Source organism: Caulobacter sp. DWP3-1-3b2, from assembly GCF_049896325.1.
Taxonomy (GTDB): Bacteria; Pseudomonadota; Alphaproteobacteria; order Caulobacterales; family Caulobacteraceae; genus Caulobacter.
This window is the reverse complement of the sequence record NZ_JAFCUB010000055.1, coordinates 1-16,172: the sequence shown is the minus strand read 5'-3', so window position 1 is coordinate 16,172 and position 16,172 is coordinate 1. Positions and strand designations below refer to the sequence as shown.

17 protein-coding genes and 1 pseudogene are annotated in these 16,172 nt (G+C 66.8%); 13 read left to right on the top strand and 5 right to left on the bottom strand.

Annotated elements, in window-relative coordinates; genetic code table 11:
• Window positions 1-106: pseudogene (locus tag ACP7AG_RS20780) on the top strand (IS5/IS1182 family transposase); the annotation flags it as partial.
• A 225-nt stretch (window positions 107-331) separates the two neighbouring features.
• A complete protein-coding gene (locus ACP7AG_RS20775) occupies window positions 332-922 on the top strand; it encodes a hypothetical protein (protein WP_426033269.1) in 591 nt (196 codons plus the stop codon).
• Window positions 923-1,104: 182 nt separating this feature from the next.
• Here the strand turns inward: ACP7AG_RS20775 and gatA are convergent, their stop codons facing one another.
• Both gatA and gatC read right to left on the bottom strand, forming a co-directional pair.
• Window positions 1,105-2,577 carry an Asp-tRNA(Asn)/Glu-tRNA(Gln) amidotransferase subunit GatA gene (gene gatA / locus ACP7AG_RS20770; RefSeq protein WP_426033267.1) on the bottom strand — a complete coding sequence of 491 codons (1,473 nt, stop codon included), beginning with the start codon at window positions 2,575-2,577 and terminating at the stop codon, window positions 1,105-1,107.
• Window positions 2,577-2,864, bottom strand: coding sequence for an Asp-tRNA(Asn)/Glu-tRNA(Gln) amidotransferase subunit GatC (gatC, locus tag ACP7AG_RS20765; RefSeq protein ID WP_426012486.1), 288 nt, complete (start codon window positions 2,862-2,864; stop codon window positions 2,577-2,579). The genes gatA and gatC overlap by 1 nt, the downstream gene beginning before the upstream one ends.
• A 101-nt stretch (window positions 2,865-2,965) precedes the next feature.
• Between gatC and ruvX the strand changes: the two genes are divergently transcribed.
• From ruvX to ACP7AG_RS20740, 5 genes are all read left to right on the top strand, one after another.
• A complete protein-coding gene (gene ruvX, locus ACP7AG_RS20760) occupies window positions 2,966-3,460 on the top strand; it encodes a Holliday junction resolvase RuvX (RefSeq protein ID WP_426012488.1) in 495 nt (164 codons plus the stop codon).
• Between the two features lie 204 nt (window positions 3,461-3,664).
• The gene (locus tag ACP7AG_RS20755) at window positions 3,665-4,672 is read left to right on the top strand and encodes an aspartate carbamoyltransferase catalytic subunit (protein ID WP_426033266.1); all 1,008 of its coding nucleotides are present in this window, start codon (window positions 3,665-3,667) and stop codon (window positions 4,670-4,672) included.
• A gap of 154 nt (window positions 4,673-4,826) precedes the next feature.
• Window positions 4,827-6,128, top strand: coding sequence for a dihydroorotase (gene pyrC / locus ACP7AG_RS20750; protein ID WP_426033264.1), 1,302 nt, complete (start codon window positions 4,827-4,829; stop codon window positions 6,126-6,128).
• A 9-nt stretch (window positions 6,129-6,137) separates the two neighbouring features.
• A complete protein-coding gene (locus tag ACP7AG_RS20745) occupies window positions 6,138-6,962 on the top strand; it encodes an HlyD family type I secretion periplasmic adaptor subunit (protein ID WP_426033271.1) in 825 nt (274 codons plus the stop codon).
• A gap of 212 nt (window positions 6,963-7,174) precedes the next feature.
• Window positions 7,175-7,582, top strand: coding sequence for a hypothetical protein (locus ACP7AG_RS20740; protein ID WP_426033263.1), 408 nt, complete (start codon window positions 7,175-7,177; stop codon window positions 7,580-7,582).
• Window positions 7,583-7,663: 81 nt separating this feature from the next.
• On the opposite strand, the gene ACP7AG_RS20735 is transcribed toward ACP7AG_RS20740, so the two are convergent.
• Together ACP7AG_RS20735 and ACP7AG_RS20730 are read right to left on the bottom strand one after the other, a co-directional pair.
• Window positions 7,664-7,960 carry a HigA family addiction module antitoxin gene (locus ACP7AG_RS20735; RefSeq protein WP_426033261.1) on the bottom strand — a complete coding sequence of 99 codons (297 nt, stop codon included), beginning with the start codon at window positions 7,958-7,960 and terminating at the stop codon, window positions 7,664-7,666.
• 82 nt (window positions 7,961-8,042) lie between these two features.
• A complete protein-coding gene (locus ACP7AG_RS20730) occupies window positions 8,043-8,282 on the bottom strand; it encodes a hypothetical protein (RefSeq protein WP_426033260.1) in 240 nt (79 codons plus the stop codon).
• A 174-nt stretch (window positions 8,283-8,456) separates the two neighbouring features.
• Here ACP7AG_RS20730 and ACP7AG_RS20725 point away from each other — a divergent pair, with 174 nt between their 5' ends.
• Window positions 8,457-8,825: a cupin domain-containing protein gene (locus ACP7AG_RS20725; protein ID WP_426033258.1), complete on the top strand. Its 369-nt coding sequence runs from the start codon at window positions 8,457-8,459 to the stop codon at window positions 8,823-8,825.
• 134 nt (window positions 8,826-8,959) lie between these two features.
• Here ACP7AG_RS20725 and ACP7AG_RS20720 read toward each other — a convergent pair whose 3' ends face one another.
• Window positions 8,960-9,847, bottom strand: coding sequence for a sensor histidine kinase (locus ACP7AG_RS20720; protein ID WP_426012587.1), 888 nt, complete (start codon window positions 9,845-9,847; stop codon window positions 8,960-8,962).
• A 418-nt stretch (window positions 9,848-10,265) separates the two neighbouring features.
• On the opposite strand from ACP7AG_RS20720, the gene plsY reads away from it, so the two are divergent.
• The 5 genes from plsY (at window position 10,266) to ACP7AG_RS20695 (ending at window position 15,865) form a co-directional block, all read left to right on the top strand.
• Window positions 10,266-10,928 carry a glycerol-3-phosphate 1-O-acyltransferase PlsY gene (gene plsY / locus ACP7AG_RS20715; protein WP_426012507.1) on the top strand — a complete coding sequence of 221 codons (663 nt, stop codon included), beginning with the start codon at window positions 10,266-10,268 and terminating at the stop codon, window positions 10,926-10,928.
• Window positions 10,925-12,025, top strand: a complete 1,101-nt coding sequence (dprA, locus tag ACP7AG_RS20710; RefSeq protein WP_426033257.1) for a DNA-processing protein DprA — start codon at window positions 10,925-10,927, stop codon at window positions 12,023-12,025. The genes plsY and dprA overlap by 4 nt, the downstream gene beginning before the upstream one ends.
• Before the next feature lie 149 nt (window positions 12,026-12,174).
• Window positions 12,175-12,582, top strand: coding sequence for a DUF2442 domain-containing protein (locus ACP7AG_RS20705; RefSeq protein ID WP_426033255.1), 408 nt, complete (start codon window positions 12,175-12,177; stop codon window positions 12,580-12,582).
• A gap of 174 nt (window positions 12,583-12,756) precedes the next feature.
• Window positions 12,757-15,453 (top strand): type I DNA topoisomerase, encoded by a 2,697-nt coding sequence (topA, locus tag ACP7AG_RS20700; RefSeq protein ID WP_426033253.1) that lies wholly within the window; start codon window positions 12,757-12,759, stop codon window positions 15,451-15,453.
• A gap of 49 nt (window positions 15,454-15,502) precedes the next feature.
• Complete coding sequence (locus ACP7AG_RS20695; RefSeq protein WP_426033251.1) at window positions 15,503-15,865, top strand: hypothetical protein; 363 nt, start codon at window positions 15,503-15,505, stop codon at window positions 15,863-15,865.
• Window positions 15,866-16,172 lie beyond the last annotated feature (307 nt).

Sequence of the window (16,172 nt, the reverse complement as noted above, 5' to 3'; positions counted from 1 at the left end):
CAGGCTCAAAGACTGGCGGCGCGTCGCAACCCGCTACGACAAACTCGCCGCCATCTTCGCCAGCGCCGTCTTCATCGCCGCAATCATCATCTGGTGGGCTCAATGAGTCTGGACCCTAGCGCGCGTTTGACGCTCATGATGTGGCCCCGCCCGACCCCTCTGGGGCCACACTTCCCATAAGGGGAGGGAAAGAGTGAAGGAAGGGATTGGAAGGCGCCAAGCGACAAAATGGCGACTTCTTGTCAAGACCGGGACCATTTCACGCCGAGTGGAACCGTCACCGCTCCCTCTCGTTGACTCCCTGAATTCGAATAACGCTCAGGAGGAAATCATGGCTGTTCTGAACCTCGACGCCAGCGAACCCTATATCGCTTCCAACGCTTCGGACGATGGCTCCGCACTGTTCACGGCCGCGCCGATCTATGCTCGCGCCAACACCCGAAAGACTTCCAGCAAGCCAAACCTGCCGCTGCTGATCGGCCTGCCTGTGGCGGCAATCGCCGTCGGGGCCCTCGCCTGGGGTTTGATGAGCCGCCCTGCCGAAGCCCCCGTCGCCGACACCGCTACGACCGCCCAAGTGGCCGAGTCGACGCCGACCCCGCTGCCGGAAACCACCTCGCCCGCCGTCATGCCGACCCCAGCTGTGGCCCCTGCAATGGCGACCCCCACTCCGGTTCAGGTAGCTCGCGCCGAGACGCCGAAGCGCGCCGCTCCGGCTCGCCGCGCCGCCCCGGCCCGCCGGGCGTCTCCGGAAACCCTGCCTGACGCTGGCTCGGCCTCGTCGAATGTCAGCGCAACGGTCGCGGCTCCGGTCGCCGCTGCTCCGGCCGCGCCGGTTGTGATCGCCGCTCCGGCCGCCGCCGCCCCGGCTCCGACGCCCGCCCCGGTGGCGACGCCGACCACGCCGGACGCCCCCATGTAAGCGTAAGTATCGCGTAAAAAAGAAGGGCGGCTCCTCGCGGGGCCGCCCTTTTTCTTGGTCTCTACGGCTAGAGCATTTCCCGACCTGACTGCGTCAGGCCGTGAGCTCGAATCTTTTGTTTTGACGCATTTTTCTTCACGCGAACCGGAACCACTTCGCTCGAAAAATGCTCTAGCGCTGGATCACCACCACTTCGCCGCCTTGGCGCTGAACCCAGCGGCCTTTTCCATGGCTCCCGCCACCGAGAACACCGTGCCCTCGTCCAGCGGCTTGCCGATGATCTGCAGACCCAGCGGCAGGCCGTTGGCGTCCAGGCCGGCCGGCAACGACAGGCCCGGCAGACCCGCCAGGTTCGTCGTCACCGTGAACACGTCGTTGAGGTACATGGCGATCGGGTCGTCGCTGTTCTCGCCCAGGCCGAAAGCCGCCGAGGGCGCGGTCGGGGTCAGCAGGGCGTCGCATTTTTCCCAGGCCTTGTCGAAGTCCTCGGCGATCCGGCGGCGGACCTTCAGGGCCTTCAGATAATAGGCGTCGTAATAGCCGGCGCTCAGCACATACGTGCCAATCAGGATGCGGCGCTTGACCTCGTCACCAAAGCCCTCGGCGCGGGTGTTTTCATAGACCTCGGTCAGGTTGGCGCCGTCGGCCCGCAGGCCAAAGCGCATGCCGTCATAGCGGGCCAGGTTCGACGACGCCTCGGCCGGGGCCACGATGTAATAGGCCGGCAGGGCGTATTTGGTGTGCGGCAGGCTGACCTCGACGATCTCGCAGCCGGCGTCCCTCAGCCAGGCGATGCCCTCTTCCCACAGCTTCTCGATCTCGGCGGGCATGCCGTCGAGGCGGTATTCCTTGGGCACGCCGATCCGCAGGCCCTTCACCGACTTGCCGACGAAGGCCGCGAAATCGGGAACCGGCACATCGAGGCTGGTGGAGTCCTTGGGGTCGTAGCCGCACATCGAGGTCAGCAGGATCGCCGCGTCCTCGACGGTCTTGGCGATCGGACCGGCCTGGTCCAACGAACTGGCGAAGGCCACCACGCCCCAGCGCGAGCAGCGGCCATAGGTCGGCTTGATCCCCACGGTGCCGGTGAAGGCGGCCGGCTGACGGATCGAGCCGCCGGTGTCGGTGGCGGTGGCGCCCAGGCACAGGTCGGCGGCCACGGCGGCCGCAGAGCCGCCCGAGCTGCCGCCCGGGGTCAGGGCCTGGTTGGAGCCGGCCTTGCGCCAGGGGTTGGTCACCGGACCATAGCCGCTGGTCTCGTTGGACGAGCCCATGGCGAACTCGTCGAGGTTCAGCTTGCCCAGCATCACCGCCCCGTCGCGCCACAGCTGGCTGGTGACGGTGGATTCGTACTGCGGCACGAAGGGCTCGAGGATCTTCGAGGCGGCCGTGGTGCGCACGCCTTTGGTGCAGAACAGGTCCTTGATGCCCAGCGGAATGCCGTCCAGCCGGCCGGTCACGCCAAAGGCCCGGCGCGCGTCGGAGGCGGCGGCCATGGCCAGGGCCTGGTCGGGGGTTTCCAGCAGGAAGGCGTTCAGCGGCCGCGCGGCCTCGACGGCCTCGATATGGGCGCGGGTCAGCTCGACCGAGGTGAACTCACCGGCCTCCAAGCCATCGAGGGCGCCCTTCAGCGTCAGGGAAGTCAGAGCACTCATTATTCAACCACCTTCGGCACGACGAAGAAGCCGCCGACCGACTTCGGGGCGTTGATCGTGACGGCCTCGACATCGCCGCCCATCGTCACCACGTCCTCGCGCAGCGGGGCGCCGGCGCCCACGACGCTGGTCATCGGCTCGACGCCATCGGTGTCGACCTCGGCCAGCTGCTCGATCCACGCCATGATGCCGTTCAGCTCCTGGACCAGGGCTTCGATGCGCTCTTCGGGTTCGGCGATACGCGCGAGCCGCGCGACCTTCCGCACGGTGGCGGCGTCAATGGCCATGGGGGCCTCCAGGAAATCGAGCGTGTGGGTTAGCCGTGCGAGGGGCGCTTTGACAAGCGCTTCCCTTGTTCCGAGGTTGCCGGAGCATGTTATGAGCAGCCATGCCCGTTCTCGACATCGCCGAATTCGCCGCCGCCATCCCCGACTACCTGCCGATCGTCGGGCTGGATCCGGGAGAGAAGACCATTGGCGTGGCGGTGTCCGACGTCACCTTGACGGTCGCCAGCCCGCTGGCCCTGATCAAGAAGACCAAGTTCAGCGAGGACGCCGAGGTGCTGTTCAAGCTGATGGGCAGCCGCAAGGCGGCCGGCATCGTCATCGGCCTGCCGATGAACATGGACGGCACCGAGGGCGTGCGCTGCCAGTCCAACCGCGCCTTCGGCCGCAACCTGCTGCGCCTGCAGCCCCACATCCCGATCACCTTCTGGGACGAGCGCCTGTCGACCGCCGCCGTCACCCGGGTGTTGATCGAGGAACACGACGTCAACCGCAAGCGCCGCGCCGAGGTGGTGGACAAGATGGCCGCCGGCTGGATCCTGCAGGGCGCGCTGGAGCGGATGCGGGGGATGCGCGAGGAAGCGGGCAAGGGGTTCTGAGAGACGGCTAAGAAACTCCTCCCCCTGTGGGGGAGGTGTCGGCGAAGCCGACGGAGGGGGGAGTAATCGGACGATCGCCACACCCCGGACAGAGACCCAAAACCTCCCCCCACCGGTCGCTGCGCGACCACCTCCCCCACAGGGGGAGGAGCGGTACGGACGAACACTTCCCTCCCCGTCCAAAGCCGCCTATGACCACGTTTCATGACGGCCAAAGCCCCCCCAGCTCCTCATGACCCCGCTTCCGCGATCGATCCGATCCTCCAGCGCATCTTTTCATTCCCCCGACGCCACTTCCTGTCGGCCGGCGACCTGAACGCTCCGCAGGCGGCCGATCTGCTGGACCTGGCCGACGCCTTCGTCGCCTTCAATCGCCAGACGTCCAAGTCGCTCGACATTCTCAAGGGCCGGACGCTGATGAACCTGTTCTTCGAGAACAGCACTCGTACCCAGTCCAGCTTCGAGATCGCCGGCAAGCGCCTGGGCGCCGACGTGGTCAATATGAGCCCGCGCACCTCGTCGATCACCAAGGGCGAGACCCTGATCGACACCGCCGTCACGCTGAACGCCATGCGGCCCGACCTGCTGGTGGTGCGCCATGCTTCGTCGGGCGCGGCCAGTCTGCTCAGCCAGAAGGTCAGCGGCAGCGTCATCAACGCCGGCGACGGCCAGCACGAGCACCCGACGCAGGCGGTGCTGGACGCCCTGTCGATCCGCCGCGCCTTCGGCCGGGTCTCGGGCCTGACCGTGGCGATCTGCGGCGACGTGCTGCACAGCCGGGTGGCCCGCTCCAACGTGGCCCTGCTTCACACGCTCGGCGCCAGTGTTCGGCTGGTGGGACCGCCCACCCTGATGCCGGCCCGTGCCGAGCGCTGGGGGGTCACCGTCCATCATGACATGAAGGCCGGCCTCGCCGGGGTCGACGTGGTGATGATGCTGCGCCTGCAGATGGAGCGGATGCAAGGCGCCTTCGTGCCCTCGACCCGCGAATATTTCCGCTTCTACGGCCTGGACCGCGAAAAGCTGGCCCGCGCCGCGCCCAAGGCCAAGGTCATGCATCCTGGGCCGATGAACCGGGGCGTGGAGATCGATTCCGACGTCGCCGACGATCCCGAGATCAGCCTGATCCAGGACCAGGTCGAGATGGGCGTCGCCGCCCGCATGGCGGTGCTGGCCAGCCTGGCCCATCGGCTCGAGGAGCATGGGAAGTGAAGTCCGTCCCTCTATTTTCCGCTCATCCCGGCGAATGCCGGGACCCAGATCTCAAGGCTGAGGGGATGATTGGAAGAACTCGGCGTTCCTGGAACCCACCTCAAAGCCACTCCATCTGGGTCCCGGCATTCGCCGGGATGAGCGGAGGTTTTAGATGAACGCCCCCCAGCCCCTGGCCCTGATCAACGCCCGCCTGGTCGATCCCGAGAGCGGCTATGACGGTCCCGGAGGGGTCATCGTCTCCGAGGGCGTGATCGCCGACGTCGCCAAAGGCCGCGAGTTCGGCAAGCTGTCCAAGGACGTCCGCGTCGTCGACTGCGGCGGCGCCATGCTGGCCCCCGGCCTGATCGACCTGCGGGTCAAGACCGGCGAGCCCGGAGCCGAGACCAAGGAAACCCTGGCGAGCGCCGCCAAGGCCGCCGCGGCCGGCGGCGTCACCAGCTTCGTCGTCCAGCCCGATACCGACCCGGCGGTCGATGATCCCAGCGTCGTCGACTTCATCCTGCGCCGCTCTCGCGACATCGACAGCGCCCGCATCCTGTGCGCCGGTGCGGCGACCAAGGGGCTGGGCGGCGAGCAAATGGCCGAGATCGGCCTGATGCGCGAAGCCGGATGCGTCTATGTCACCGACGCCGACCGGCCGATCGTCGACAGCAAGGTGATGCAGCGCATCCTGACCTATGCCAAGGGCTTCGACACCCTGCTGGCCCACCGGCCTCTGGACCCCTGGCTGGCCAAGGGCGGCGCGGCGATCGGCGGCGAATTCGCCGGCCGCCTGGGCCTGCCCTCGATCTCGCCGATGGCCGAGCGGATCATGCTGGAGCGCGACGTGGCCTTGTTGGAGGCCACCGGCGGACGCCTGCTGGTGGATCAGATCACCAGCGCCCAGGCCTTGGAAACCCTGGCCCGAGCCAAGGCCAAGGGGCTGCGCATTCACGCCAGCGTGTCGATCAACCATCTGTCGTTCAACGAGCTGGACATCGGCGACTACCGCACCTTCGCCAAGGTCACCCCGCCCCTGCGCGGCGAGGACGATCGCCAAGCGCTGATCGAAGCGCTGGCCGACGGCCTGATCGACATCGTCGTCTCGGCCCACGCCCCGGCCCCGGCCGAGGACAAGCGCCTGCCCTATGACGAGGCCGCGCCGGGCGCCGTGGGGCTGGAGACCCTGCTGCCGGCCCTGCTGAGCCTGTACCATGAGGAGCGCTTGCCGCTGGTTGACCTGATCCGCGCCGTCACCCTGGCCCCCGCCGCCCTGATCGGCCTGCAGTCGGGCCGCATCGCCCCTGGCGCCCCGGCCGACCTGGTGCTCTGCGACCTCGACGCCCCGCTGATCATCAACGCCGACAAACTGCTGTCGAAGTCCAAGAACTCGCCCTTTGACGGGCGGAGGCTACAGGGGCAGGTGCTGATGACGATCGTCGACGGGCGAGTGGTGCACCGGGCGGAGGGGTAGGACGCCTGGATCGGCGAGCGCCGCTCCGGCGCGGAGGCCTCGGCCCGCTCGGCCCAGGCCGAGATCGTCAAGCTGGAGCGCACGCTTCCGATCCTCCAGCGGCAACTCGACGACCAGAAGATGCTGGAGGCCAAGGGCTATGGCGCCCGCCAGAAACTGCTGCAGCAGGAACAGGCCATGGTCACCGCCGAGCAGGACCTGATCGCCCAGCGCGGCCGCCTGGACGAGGCCCGCGCCCAGGTCGCCTCGCTGGCCCGCGACGGCGCCGAGCTGACCCAGCAGTTCGTCGGCCAGGCCGCCCAGGAGCGGGCCGAGGCCGAAGGCCTGGCGGCCACGCGCGGCGACGCCCTGCGCAAGGCCCAGCAGAAGCGCGGCCTGCAGACCCTGACCGCCCCGGTCGGCGGTATCGTCCAGGCTGTCTCGGTGACGACGCTTGGCGAGGTGGCCGAGACCGGCAAGCCGATCGTCACGCTGGTGGCCGACGGCGAGGCCCTAGTGGTCGAGGCCCTGGTCTTGGGCCGCGACATCGGCTTCGTCCACACCGGCGACCGCGCCGTCGTCAAGCTGGAGGCCTATCCGTTCACCCGCTACGGCACGCTGAGCGGCCAGGTGATCCAGGTCTCGCCGGACGCCATCGTCGACGAAAAAAGAGGCTTGGTGTTCCCTGTGCGGGTGAAGCTGTTGCAGACGCGTCTTACAGTTGACGGCCGGCGAGCTATGCTTTCCGCTGGAATGAGCGCTTCGGTCGAGATCGTGACGGGGAAACGGCGGGTGATTGATTTTGTGTGGTCGCCGGTGGCGAAGACGGTTTCCGAGGCGGGAAGAGAAAGGTGAGGATTTTTGCGAGCGGTCACCGCGTTGGATTTTTCAGGGCACTGGGCTTGGGTGGCGCCGCGGCTTTCCTGTTGGTTTCGGCATGTGGCCCTGCTAAAACTCAGACTCGCACGCTGGGTTGTGAGAAGATTTCTCCGACGCACTACTACAATACAGTCGAGAGGCTGCGGGACGCCGGCAAAGTATCCCATGTGGCACCCGTAAGAGTTATTATGGGTCGAGGTTTTGAGCCGGACGAAACAGCCGGAAAATTCAGCCTAGAAGATCTTCGATGCTGGCGAGGGCGTGACGATGCAATCGCCCCCTACCTGTTAGTCGGAAAAGCCGTTGGCGCTTATCGAGAGATGTCGATCACGGCGCGGTTGACGCCAAAGATCGCGGAAAGCATCGTCAGCGATCTTGTTGTGGCAGCCGGCGGCCACCATTGCCCCGAATCGCTCAAGGTCGAGCCGACTCGAAGTTGCGATGATGGACTGCCGGAGGCTCAATATATTCTCGGAGTTATCCAGAGGGATTACGCGCCGTCCAGTCTTCAAAAATATTCCAGAAGTTACTGGATGGAAAGAGCAGCCAAGGCGGATTTCCGTCCAGCGCCGGTCATTCTGGAAGAAATGAAGTAATATCCATTTATCCCAGTTGGAATGAAAACAGGGACACAGAAAACAGGGACACACACTCTATTCGGACCGTAGCGGCCTAAACTAAGCCGCGACCCGTTCGACCTTGATGTCCGCTTCATGAGCCCGCGCCTGGGCCAGATCGTGGGCGGCCTGCATCCGCACCAGGGTGTCGGCGCGCACGCCGAAGGCTTTTTCGAAGCGGATCGCCATGTCGGCCGACAGTCCGGCCCGGCCGTTGAGCAGGTTGCTCATGGCCTGGCGAGTGACCTTCAGCTTTCCGGCGGTCACGGTCACGTTCAGCCCATGGGCCTCGACGATCTCGGTGCGGAGCCACACGCCCGGACGGACGGTGAAGCTGGGATGCAGCTTGATCGCCATCAGTGATCGTCCTCCAGGTCCATGTCCTCGATCGCGAGGGCGGCATTGATCCGAAATGTCATTCGCCAGGTCTTCGTCACCGTCAGCGACCAGACGCCCGCACGATCGCCCGTAAGCTGGTGGCGCCGTAGTTCGGCGGCGCTCCAAGCTCCTCCACCGTCTCGATCACGCCCAGATAGGCGATCCTCTCGCGGAGCCTGTCGATGAGATTTCCGGGCAACCCCTTTGCTCTCCCCGTCTCCGCGAAAGTTCGAAGCGCCTTATAGCGAATGCTCTCGATCTCCATCGGCGCAAGGAGGAGCGCCACCGCGTCGCGCGTCAAGTGTCACTTGACGGTTTCATGACCAGTAGGCGGAGGAGGGAAAGGGCGCAGCGGCGCCGCTTGGCCCTTCGGGCCTCGGTCTAGCCAATTCGGATTTGAATGGCCTGCCCCGATCCACGCAACCGCCCCGCGCCTTGAGGTGTTCACGCGGTTCACAGACCAGCGGAGCGCGACATGGCCATCTTCAACAAAGACATCATCAAGCTGACGACGACCAACAAGAACTGGCAAAAGGAAGTCTATTTCGACAAGCAGGCTCAGATCGTCATGATGAGCATCCCCGTCGGCGAGGAAATCGGCGAAGAGACCCATGACGCCGACCAGACCACGTTCATCGTGTCGGGCGAGGGCCAGGCCGTCGTCGACGGCGCGCGATCGAAGCTGACCGAGAGCCACCTGATCGTCATCCCCAAGGGCGCCAAGCACAACATCATCAACAAGGGCGACGTCGAACTGAAGCTCTTCACCGTCTATTCGCCGCCGGCCGAGGACGAAGGCGTCAACTTCAAGACCAAGGCCGAAGCGGAAGCGGCGGAAGACTAGCGACGCGGCGCAGGCGCACCTCCGCTTTCGTTAAAGGCGGCCGACTGGACCAGGCCCGGTCGGCCGCTTGTTTCGATAGAGCGATTGTCTCTGGTCGCGACTCTTCAGTCCAGGGCGACGCGACGACCCCGTTCTCAGCGCGCGAGCCGGTCCCTGAGCATCCGCAGCGTGGCGATGACGCCATGCTTGGGCCACTCATAGGTTATGGACCCGCCCAGTTGCGCCGACATGCCCCGGGTCACGAGCTTGCTCCCGAAACCTCCGGTCCCGTCAGGCGCCTTGACGGGTGGGCCGCCGCGCTCGGTCCAGACCACCACGACGTCCTGCTCCTGCGCCGTGCACGACACGTCCAGCGTGCCGGTCCCGACCGAGAGTGCGCCGTATTTGAGGGAGTTTGTCGCCAGTTCATGGATGACCAGGGCCAGGGTGGTCGCCGCAGCCTCGCCGACGCCCATCCGGGGCACGGAGACGCGGATGCGGCCGCTGAACGCGCCGAGGTCGTCATAGGGCGCGAGAAGGACGGAAATCAGATCGCCGAGCAGCGCGGCCTTGCCGTGCTGGCCGGGTATGGGACGAACCAGGTCATGGGCGCGACCCAGGGAGGTCAAGCGCTCCGTCAGCTCACGAGCCATGTCCGTGGTGGTTTCCGTTGAGCGCGAGGTGATCGCGGTCAGGGACGAGGCGATCGTCAGAAGGTTCTTGACGCGGTGGCTCATCTCGCCGGCCAGCAGTTCGTTGGCTTCCTCCGCCTGCTTGCGGCCGGTTACGTTGAGGAACACTCCGGCCATCACGCGCGCGATGATCCCCTCGTCGTCGCCCTGGCCACGCGCCGAAATCCACCGGATCTCGTCCTCGACCATGACGCGAAAATCTATCTCATAGGGGCCGACGATCCCGCGCGTCGCGGCGAAGGCCGCATGAACCCGGTCGCGGTCGGCCGGGTGGATGTGAGCGGACAGATCCTCGAAACACACCGCCTTGGTGATCGGTACGCCCCAAAGGCCATAGCCAAGTTCGTCCATCACCAGTTGGTCGGAGTCGACATTCCATGACCAAAGGGCGACGCCCGCCGCAACAAGCGCCCGGCGGAGCTGTTTGGTATCCCACAGCTGAGGGTTAGATTGTGCAGCGGACAAAGGGCAAACTCTTTAGCTAGGGACCATTGGCGCCACGGGCCTCGCGGGGACCGGGGCGTATCCTTCTGAACGCTCGCTTGCGGCGAAAGGCTATACCGGCCCTATTTAGGGATAGATAACCGATCCGCACAGCCATGAGATACGCCCTTCTATATTCCGCCGCGCGAAGAGGCGCCGAGATCAGGGCGGGAAAACCGTGGAGTGCTTGCCGCACGCTCGGGTATAAAGCCGAAACCGGCGTTTTCGCGCTTGCCATGCTCCAGCCACGCCCGGCAACCTTCACCACACCCATAGGTCGCAAACCGTGCAAGATCTCGCCCAAGCCGTCTACCTGACCCTCGGGATCACGATCCTCGGCGGCTATCTGCTGGGCTCGATTCCGTTCGGCCTGATCGCCACGCGGCTAGGCGGGGCGGGCGACATCCGGCAGATCGGCTCGGGCAATATCGGCGCGACCAACGTGCTGCGCTCGGGCCGCAAGGACCTGGCGGCCATCACCCTGATCGGCGACGCCGGCAAGGGCGTGGTGGCGGTGCTCCTGGCCCGTTGGCTGAGCCACGGCAACCCGGCGATCATCGCCCTGGCCGGCGGCGCGGCCTTCACAGGCCACCTGTTTCCAGTCTGGTTGAAGTTCAAGGGCGGCAAGGGCGTGGCCACCTTCTACGGCGTGCTGTTGGCCGCCTGCTGGCCGGTGGGCGTGCTAGCGGCCGTGACCTGGCTGGCCGTGGCGGCCCTGCTGCGCCTCAGCTCCCTGGCCGCCCTGGTCGCCGCAGCCCTGGCCGCGCCGTTCGCCCTCGCCACCGACCAGCCCTATCCGTTCCTGGTCCTCTGCCTGTTCATGGCCGTGCTGATCTTCATCCGACACAAGGACAATATTGGCCGGCTGCTGAAGGGCGAGGAGCCCCGCATCGGCAAGAAGAAGACGGCCGAAGCGCCGCCTCCCCCAAGCACGACAGAGGGCGCGTGACGACTCGCCGCCTCTCGGACCCTGAGCGCCTTGCCTGGTTGAGGCTGGCGCGCACCGAGACGGTCGGCCCCGTCGCCTTCGAGCATCTTTTGCAGCGGTTCGGCTCCGCCGAGCGCGCCCTTCAGGCCTTGCCCGAACTGGCCCGCCGCTCCGGTCGGGCGGCGCCCCTGCGTTCGCCGCCCGAGGACGAAATCCTCCGCGAGCTGGAAACCGGCGCCAAGCTCGGTGCGCGGCTGATCTGCGCCTGCGAGCCGGACTTCCCCTCGCGCCTGGTCGCCCTCGATCCGCCGCCGCCGGTGATGTGGACCCTCGGCCACGCCGAACTGCTGCCCCAGCCCAGTCTGGCCATCGTCGGGGCTCGGATCGCCTCGGCCGGCGGTCAGCGCTTCGCCCGACAGTTGGCTGCGGAGTTAGGGCAGCACGGCTATGTCGTCGTCTCGGGTCTGGCGCGCGGCGTAGACGGCGCGGCCCACGAGGGCGCCCTGGCGACCGGCACCGTGGCGGTGCTTGGCGGCGGGGTCTGTGACATCTATCCGCCTGAACACGCCGCCCTGCACGCCCGGATCGCCGGCGAAGGCGGCTGCATCGTCAGCGAAAGCGCCTGCGACCGGCGGGCCATCGCCAAGGACTTCCCGCGCCGCAACCGCATCATCTCGGGCCTGTCCCTGGGCGTCATCGTGGTCGAGGCCGAGCTGAAGTCCGGCTCGCTGATTACCGCCCGCCTGGCCGCCGAGCAAGGCCGCGACGTCTTCGCCGTGCCCGGCTCGCCGCTCGATCCCCGCGCCAGGGGTCCTAACGACCTGATCCGCCAGGGCGCGATCCTCTGCGAAAGCGTCGAGGACGTGCTGCGCTCGCTGTCGGGCCAGGCGTCCTTGCGCGAGCGCGAACGCACCTACGATCCCGACGAGCCGATGGATATCGACCACAACGCTCTGCGCGCCCAGGTGGCCGCCCTGCTCTCGCCCACCCCCGTCTCCCGCGACGAGCTGGTCCGCGCCACCCGCGCCCCGACCTCGGCAGTGATGGCGGCCTTGGTGGAGCTGGCCTTGGCGGAGCGGGCGGAGTTGCTGCCGGGCGGAATGGTGGCGGGGATTTGAACCCATCAAGATAGGTTAGCCTGTCGATGGTCACCGTTCATCGCGCTTCCGGGATGCGCATCGTCACATGAGGCGCGCGGATATTCGGCGCGCGATGGCGATCGTCGGGGAACTGCGTAACGATTTGCTGGCGCGATAGAGAGGGGTTCATGGCTGACTCGACTGACACGGACATCGACGCCGCCATCGCGCTCGGTGACAAGCTGTCCCTGAATGAGCCGAAAGCGGCCTCCGCTCGCTACGACCAACCAACGGGTCGCATTGTCGTGGAGTTGGCCAGCGGATCGGCTTTCGCGTTTCCAACGCACCTTGGCCAAGGGCTCGAGGCGGCCACCGATGAAGAGCTGGCGAGGGTCGTCATTCCGGGGGCAGGGTACGGCCTGCACTGGGAAGCTCTGGACGTCGATCTGTCGATACCGGGGCTGGCCGCCGGCATCTTCGGAACCAGGGCTCACATGGCCAGGCTCGCCGGACGAGGCGCTTCCGCGGCCAAGGCTGCCGCAGCCCGTGCCAACGGGGCCAAGGGCGGGCGACCGCCCAAGGCCAAAACCGCCTGACCGCCGCCGAGATATTCCTCTCTCTTAAGAGAGAGCCGCTCGCCAAATGCGGTGTTCGCCACAGCCGACGTTGACAGACCCCTGGCGCCGCCCCCACTTTCCGGCGCTTCGTCCAAGGTTCGCCCCAAAGGCGCGCCCGAGGCAGACCCCTTTCTCCCCAGGTCCAGAGTCCTAATGATCGTCGTCGTCGTCGAGAGCCCGGCCAAGGCCAAGACCATCAACAAGTATCTCGGCCCCGGCTTCACGGTGCTGGCATCCTACGGTCACATCCGCGACCTGCCGTCCAAGGACGGCTCGGTCGAGCCCGACAACGACTTCCACATGCACTGGGAGGCCGACGCCAAGGGCGCCAAGCGGATCGCCGACATCGTCGACGCCATGAAGGGCGCCGACGGCGTGATCCTGGCCACCGACCCCGACCGCGAAGGCGAGGCCATCAGCTGGCACGTGCTGGAGGTTCTGCAGAAGAAGAAGGCGGTGAAGGACAAAACGGTCAAGCGCGTCACCTTCAACGCCATTACCAAGACCGCCGTGCTGGAGGCGATGGCCCATCCGCGCGACATCGACATGGAGCTGGTCGAGGCCTATCTGGCCCGCCGGGCGCTCGACTACCTGGTCGGCTTCACCCTGTCGCCGGTGCTGTGGCGCAAGCTGCCGGGCAGCCGTTCGGCCGGACGGGTGCAGTCGGTATGCCTACGTCTGATCGTCGATCGCGAGCTGGAGATCGAGCGCTTCAAGACCCAGGAATATTGGACCGTCGAGGCCGATGTCACGGCCGGCGCGGATCCATTCCTGGCCCGGATGGTCAAGTACGAGGGCAAGAAGCTCACCAAGTTCGACCTCGGCAATGAGGGCTCGGCCCTGGCCGCCAAGGCCGCAGTCGAAAAGGCCGTATTCAAGGTCGCCGCCGTCGAGAAGAAGCCCGGTAAGCGCTCGCCCGCCCCGCCCTTCACCACCTCGACCCTGCAGCAGGAAGCCTCGCGCAAGCTGGGTTTCTCGGCCCAACGCACCATGCAGGCCGCTCAGAAGCTGTATGAAGGCATCGACATCGGCGGCGAGACCGTCGGCCTGATCACCTATATGCGGACCGACGGCGTGTCAGTGGAGCCCGAAGGCATAGCCGAGGCGCGCAGCGTGATCGGCAATGTCTATGGCGCATCTTACGTCCCCGAGACCCCACGCTACTACAAGGCCAAGGCCAAGAACGCCCAGGAGGCCCACGAAGCCATCCGCCCGACCAGCCTGAGCCGCAACCCCGGCTCGCTGCGTCTGGAGTCGGATCTGGGCCGCCTGTACGAGTTGATCTGGAAGCGGATGATCGCCTCGCAGATGGAGAGCGCCCGCATCGAGCGGACCACCGTCGACCTGGAGAGCAGCGACGGCCAGACCGGAATGCGCGCCTCGGGCCAGGTGATCCTCTTCCCCGGCTACCTGGCAGTCTATGAGGAAGGCCGCGACGACGCCGATGACGAGGACAGCGCTCGCCTGCCGCTGATCGAGGAGGGGGCAACCGCCAAGGTCATCGACGCCCGGGCTGACCAGCACTTCACCGAGCCGCCCCCGCGCTATTCGGAAGCCAGCCTGGTCAAGAAGATGGAAGAGCTGGGCATCGGCCGCCCCTCGACCTACGCCTCGGTGCTGACCGTGCTGCGCGACCGCGAATATGTGCGCATGGACAAGCTGCGGTTCATTCCCGAGGACAAGGGCCGCCTGGTCACCGCCTTCCTCGAACAGTTCTTCCGCCGCTATGTGGAGTACGACTTCACCGCAGCCCTGGAGGAAAAGCTCGACCTGGTGTCGGACGGCAAGCTGGACTGGAAGGAATTCCTGCGGGACTTCTGGAAGGACTTCCACGCCGCCGTCGGCGAGATCGCCGAGCTGCGCACCACCAATGTGCTCGACGCCCTCAACGAGTCGCTGGGCCCGCACATCTTCCCCGACAAGGGCGACGGCAGCGACCCGCGCCTGTGCCCGACCTGCGGCACGGGGATGCTGTCGCTGAAGGTCGGCAAGTTCGGGGCCTTCATCGGCTGCTCAAACTATCCCGAATGCCGCTTCACCCGCCAACTCGCCACGAGCGAAGGCGAGGGCGAGGCGGAAGCCGCCGACAAGGAGCTGGGCATCAATCCCGAGACCGGCCGCGCCGTCTGGCTGAAGAACGGTCGCTTTGGCCCCTATGTCGAGGAGCCGCCGGCGACGGACAGCGCCGACAAGCCCAAACGCTCAAGCCTGCCCAAGGGCTGGACTCCGGCGGGGCTGGACCTGGAAAAGGCCCTGCGCTTGCTGTCCCTGCCGCGCGAGGTCGGGCTGCACCCCGACGACGGCAAGAAGATCACCGCAGGCCTCGGCCGGTTCGGACCGTTCGTGCTGCACGAGGGCACCTACGCCAATCTGGAGAACGCCGAGGAGGTGTTCGACATCGGCCTGAACCGCGCCGTCGCCCTGCTGGCCGACAAGCGGGCCGGCGGCGGGCGTCCTCAGCGGGGACAAGCCGCCGCCCTGGCCGACCTGGGCGTCCACCCGGATGACGGCAAGCCGGTGAAGGTGCTGTCGGGTCGCTTTGGGCCCTACATCAAGCACGGCGACACCAACGCCAATGTCCCCAAGGGCGCCGATCCGGCTGCCATGACTCTGGCCGAGGCCGTGGCGCTGCTGGCCGACCGCGTCGCCAAGGGCGGCGGCAAGAAGCCGGTGAAGAAGGCGGCAAAAACGACGGCGGCCAAGAAGGCCCCGGCCAAGGCGCCCGCCAAGGCCAAGGCCGCCGCGGCCGATGGGGCGGCTCCGGCCAAGAAGGCGCCGGCGAAGAAGCCGGCGACCAAGAAACCGGCGGCGAAAAAGCCCGCCGCCAAGAAAGCCAAGGCCGAAGCGTAACGCATCTCGGCCACTTGGTCAGAGGAAGATTGGGGGTTAGGCTAGGCTCATGACGTCGTTGGAACGCCCTCTTCCTCTGCCCGTGGTGGTGCTGATCCTGGCGGCGATCAGCGTCGGCGGCTTCGCGTTCGGCCTGAAGGGCGCGCTGCTGAAGGAAGACCACCAAGCGGCCTCGACCGCGCCCCTGGCCGAGGTCTCCGGCGTACCGGTCCGCGACGCCCAGCCGATGGTGGCGACCATCGCCCCGCCGCCGCCCGTCGAGGCGCCCAAGCCCAAGCCCGTCGAGGCCGTTGCGGAGACTCCGGCCGACGCCGCGCCGGCGGTCGAGGCCCCGCCCGTCCCCACCGAGCCCGAAAAGAAGCCCGAACCCCCGCCCCAGACCACGCCGCAGCGCATCGAGGATCTGTACTAGGGCCGATCGCCAAGGTCCTCCCCCTGTGGGGGAGGCGATCGCGAAGCGATCGAAGGGGGAACGATTGGGATCGTCGATCGCAGTTCTGGCCGTCATCCGGTCACTCCCCCCACCGTCGGCTTCGCCGACACCTCCCCCACAGGGGGAGGACCTTGTTCACGCACGACTTGGCCGCTTCACGCGGACGACCGCTGAAGGGGTGAGGAGGCGCGGAGCGGCCGGGCCAAGCCCGGATGACCGTGGGTTTAGAGTTTGCGTTTCGGCGTGGACCGACCGCTCCGCGAAACCGTTTGTCTCGAGGGACGGC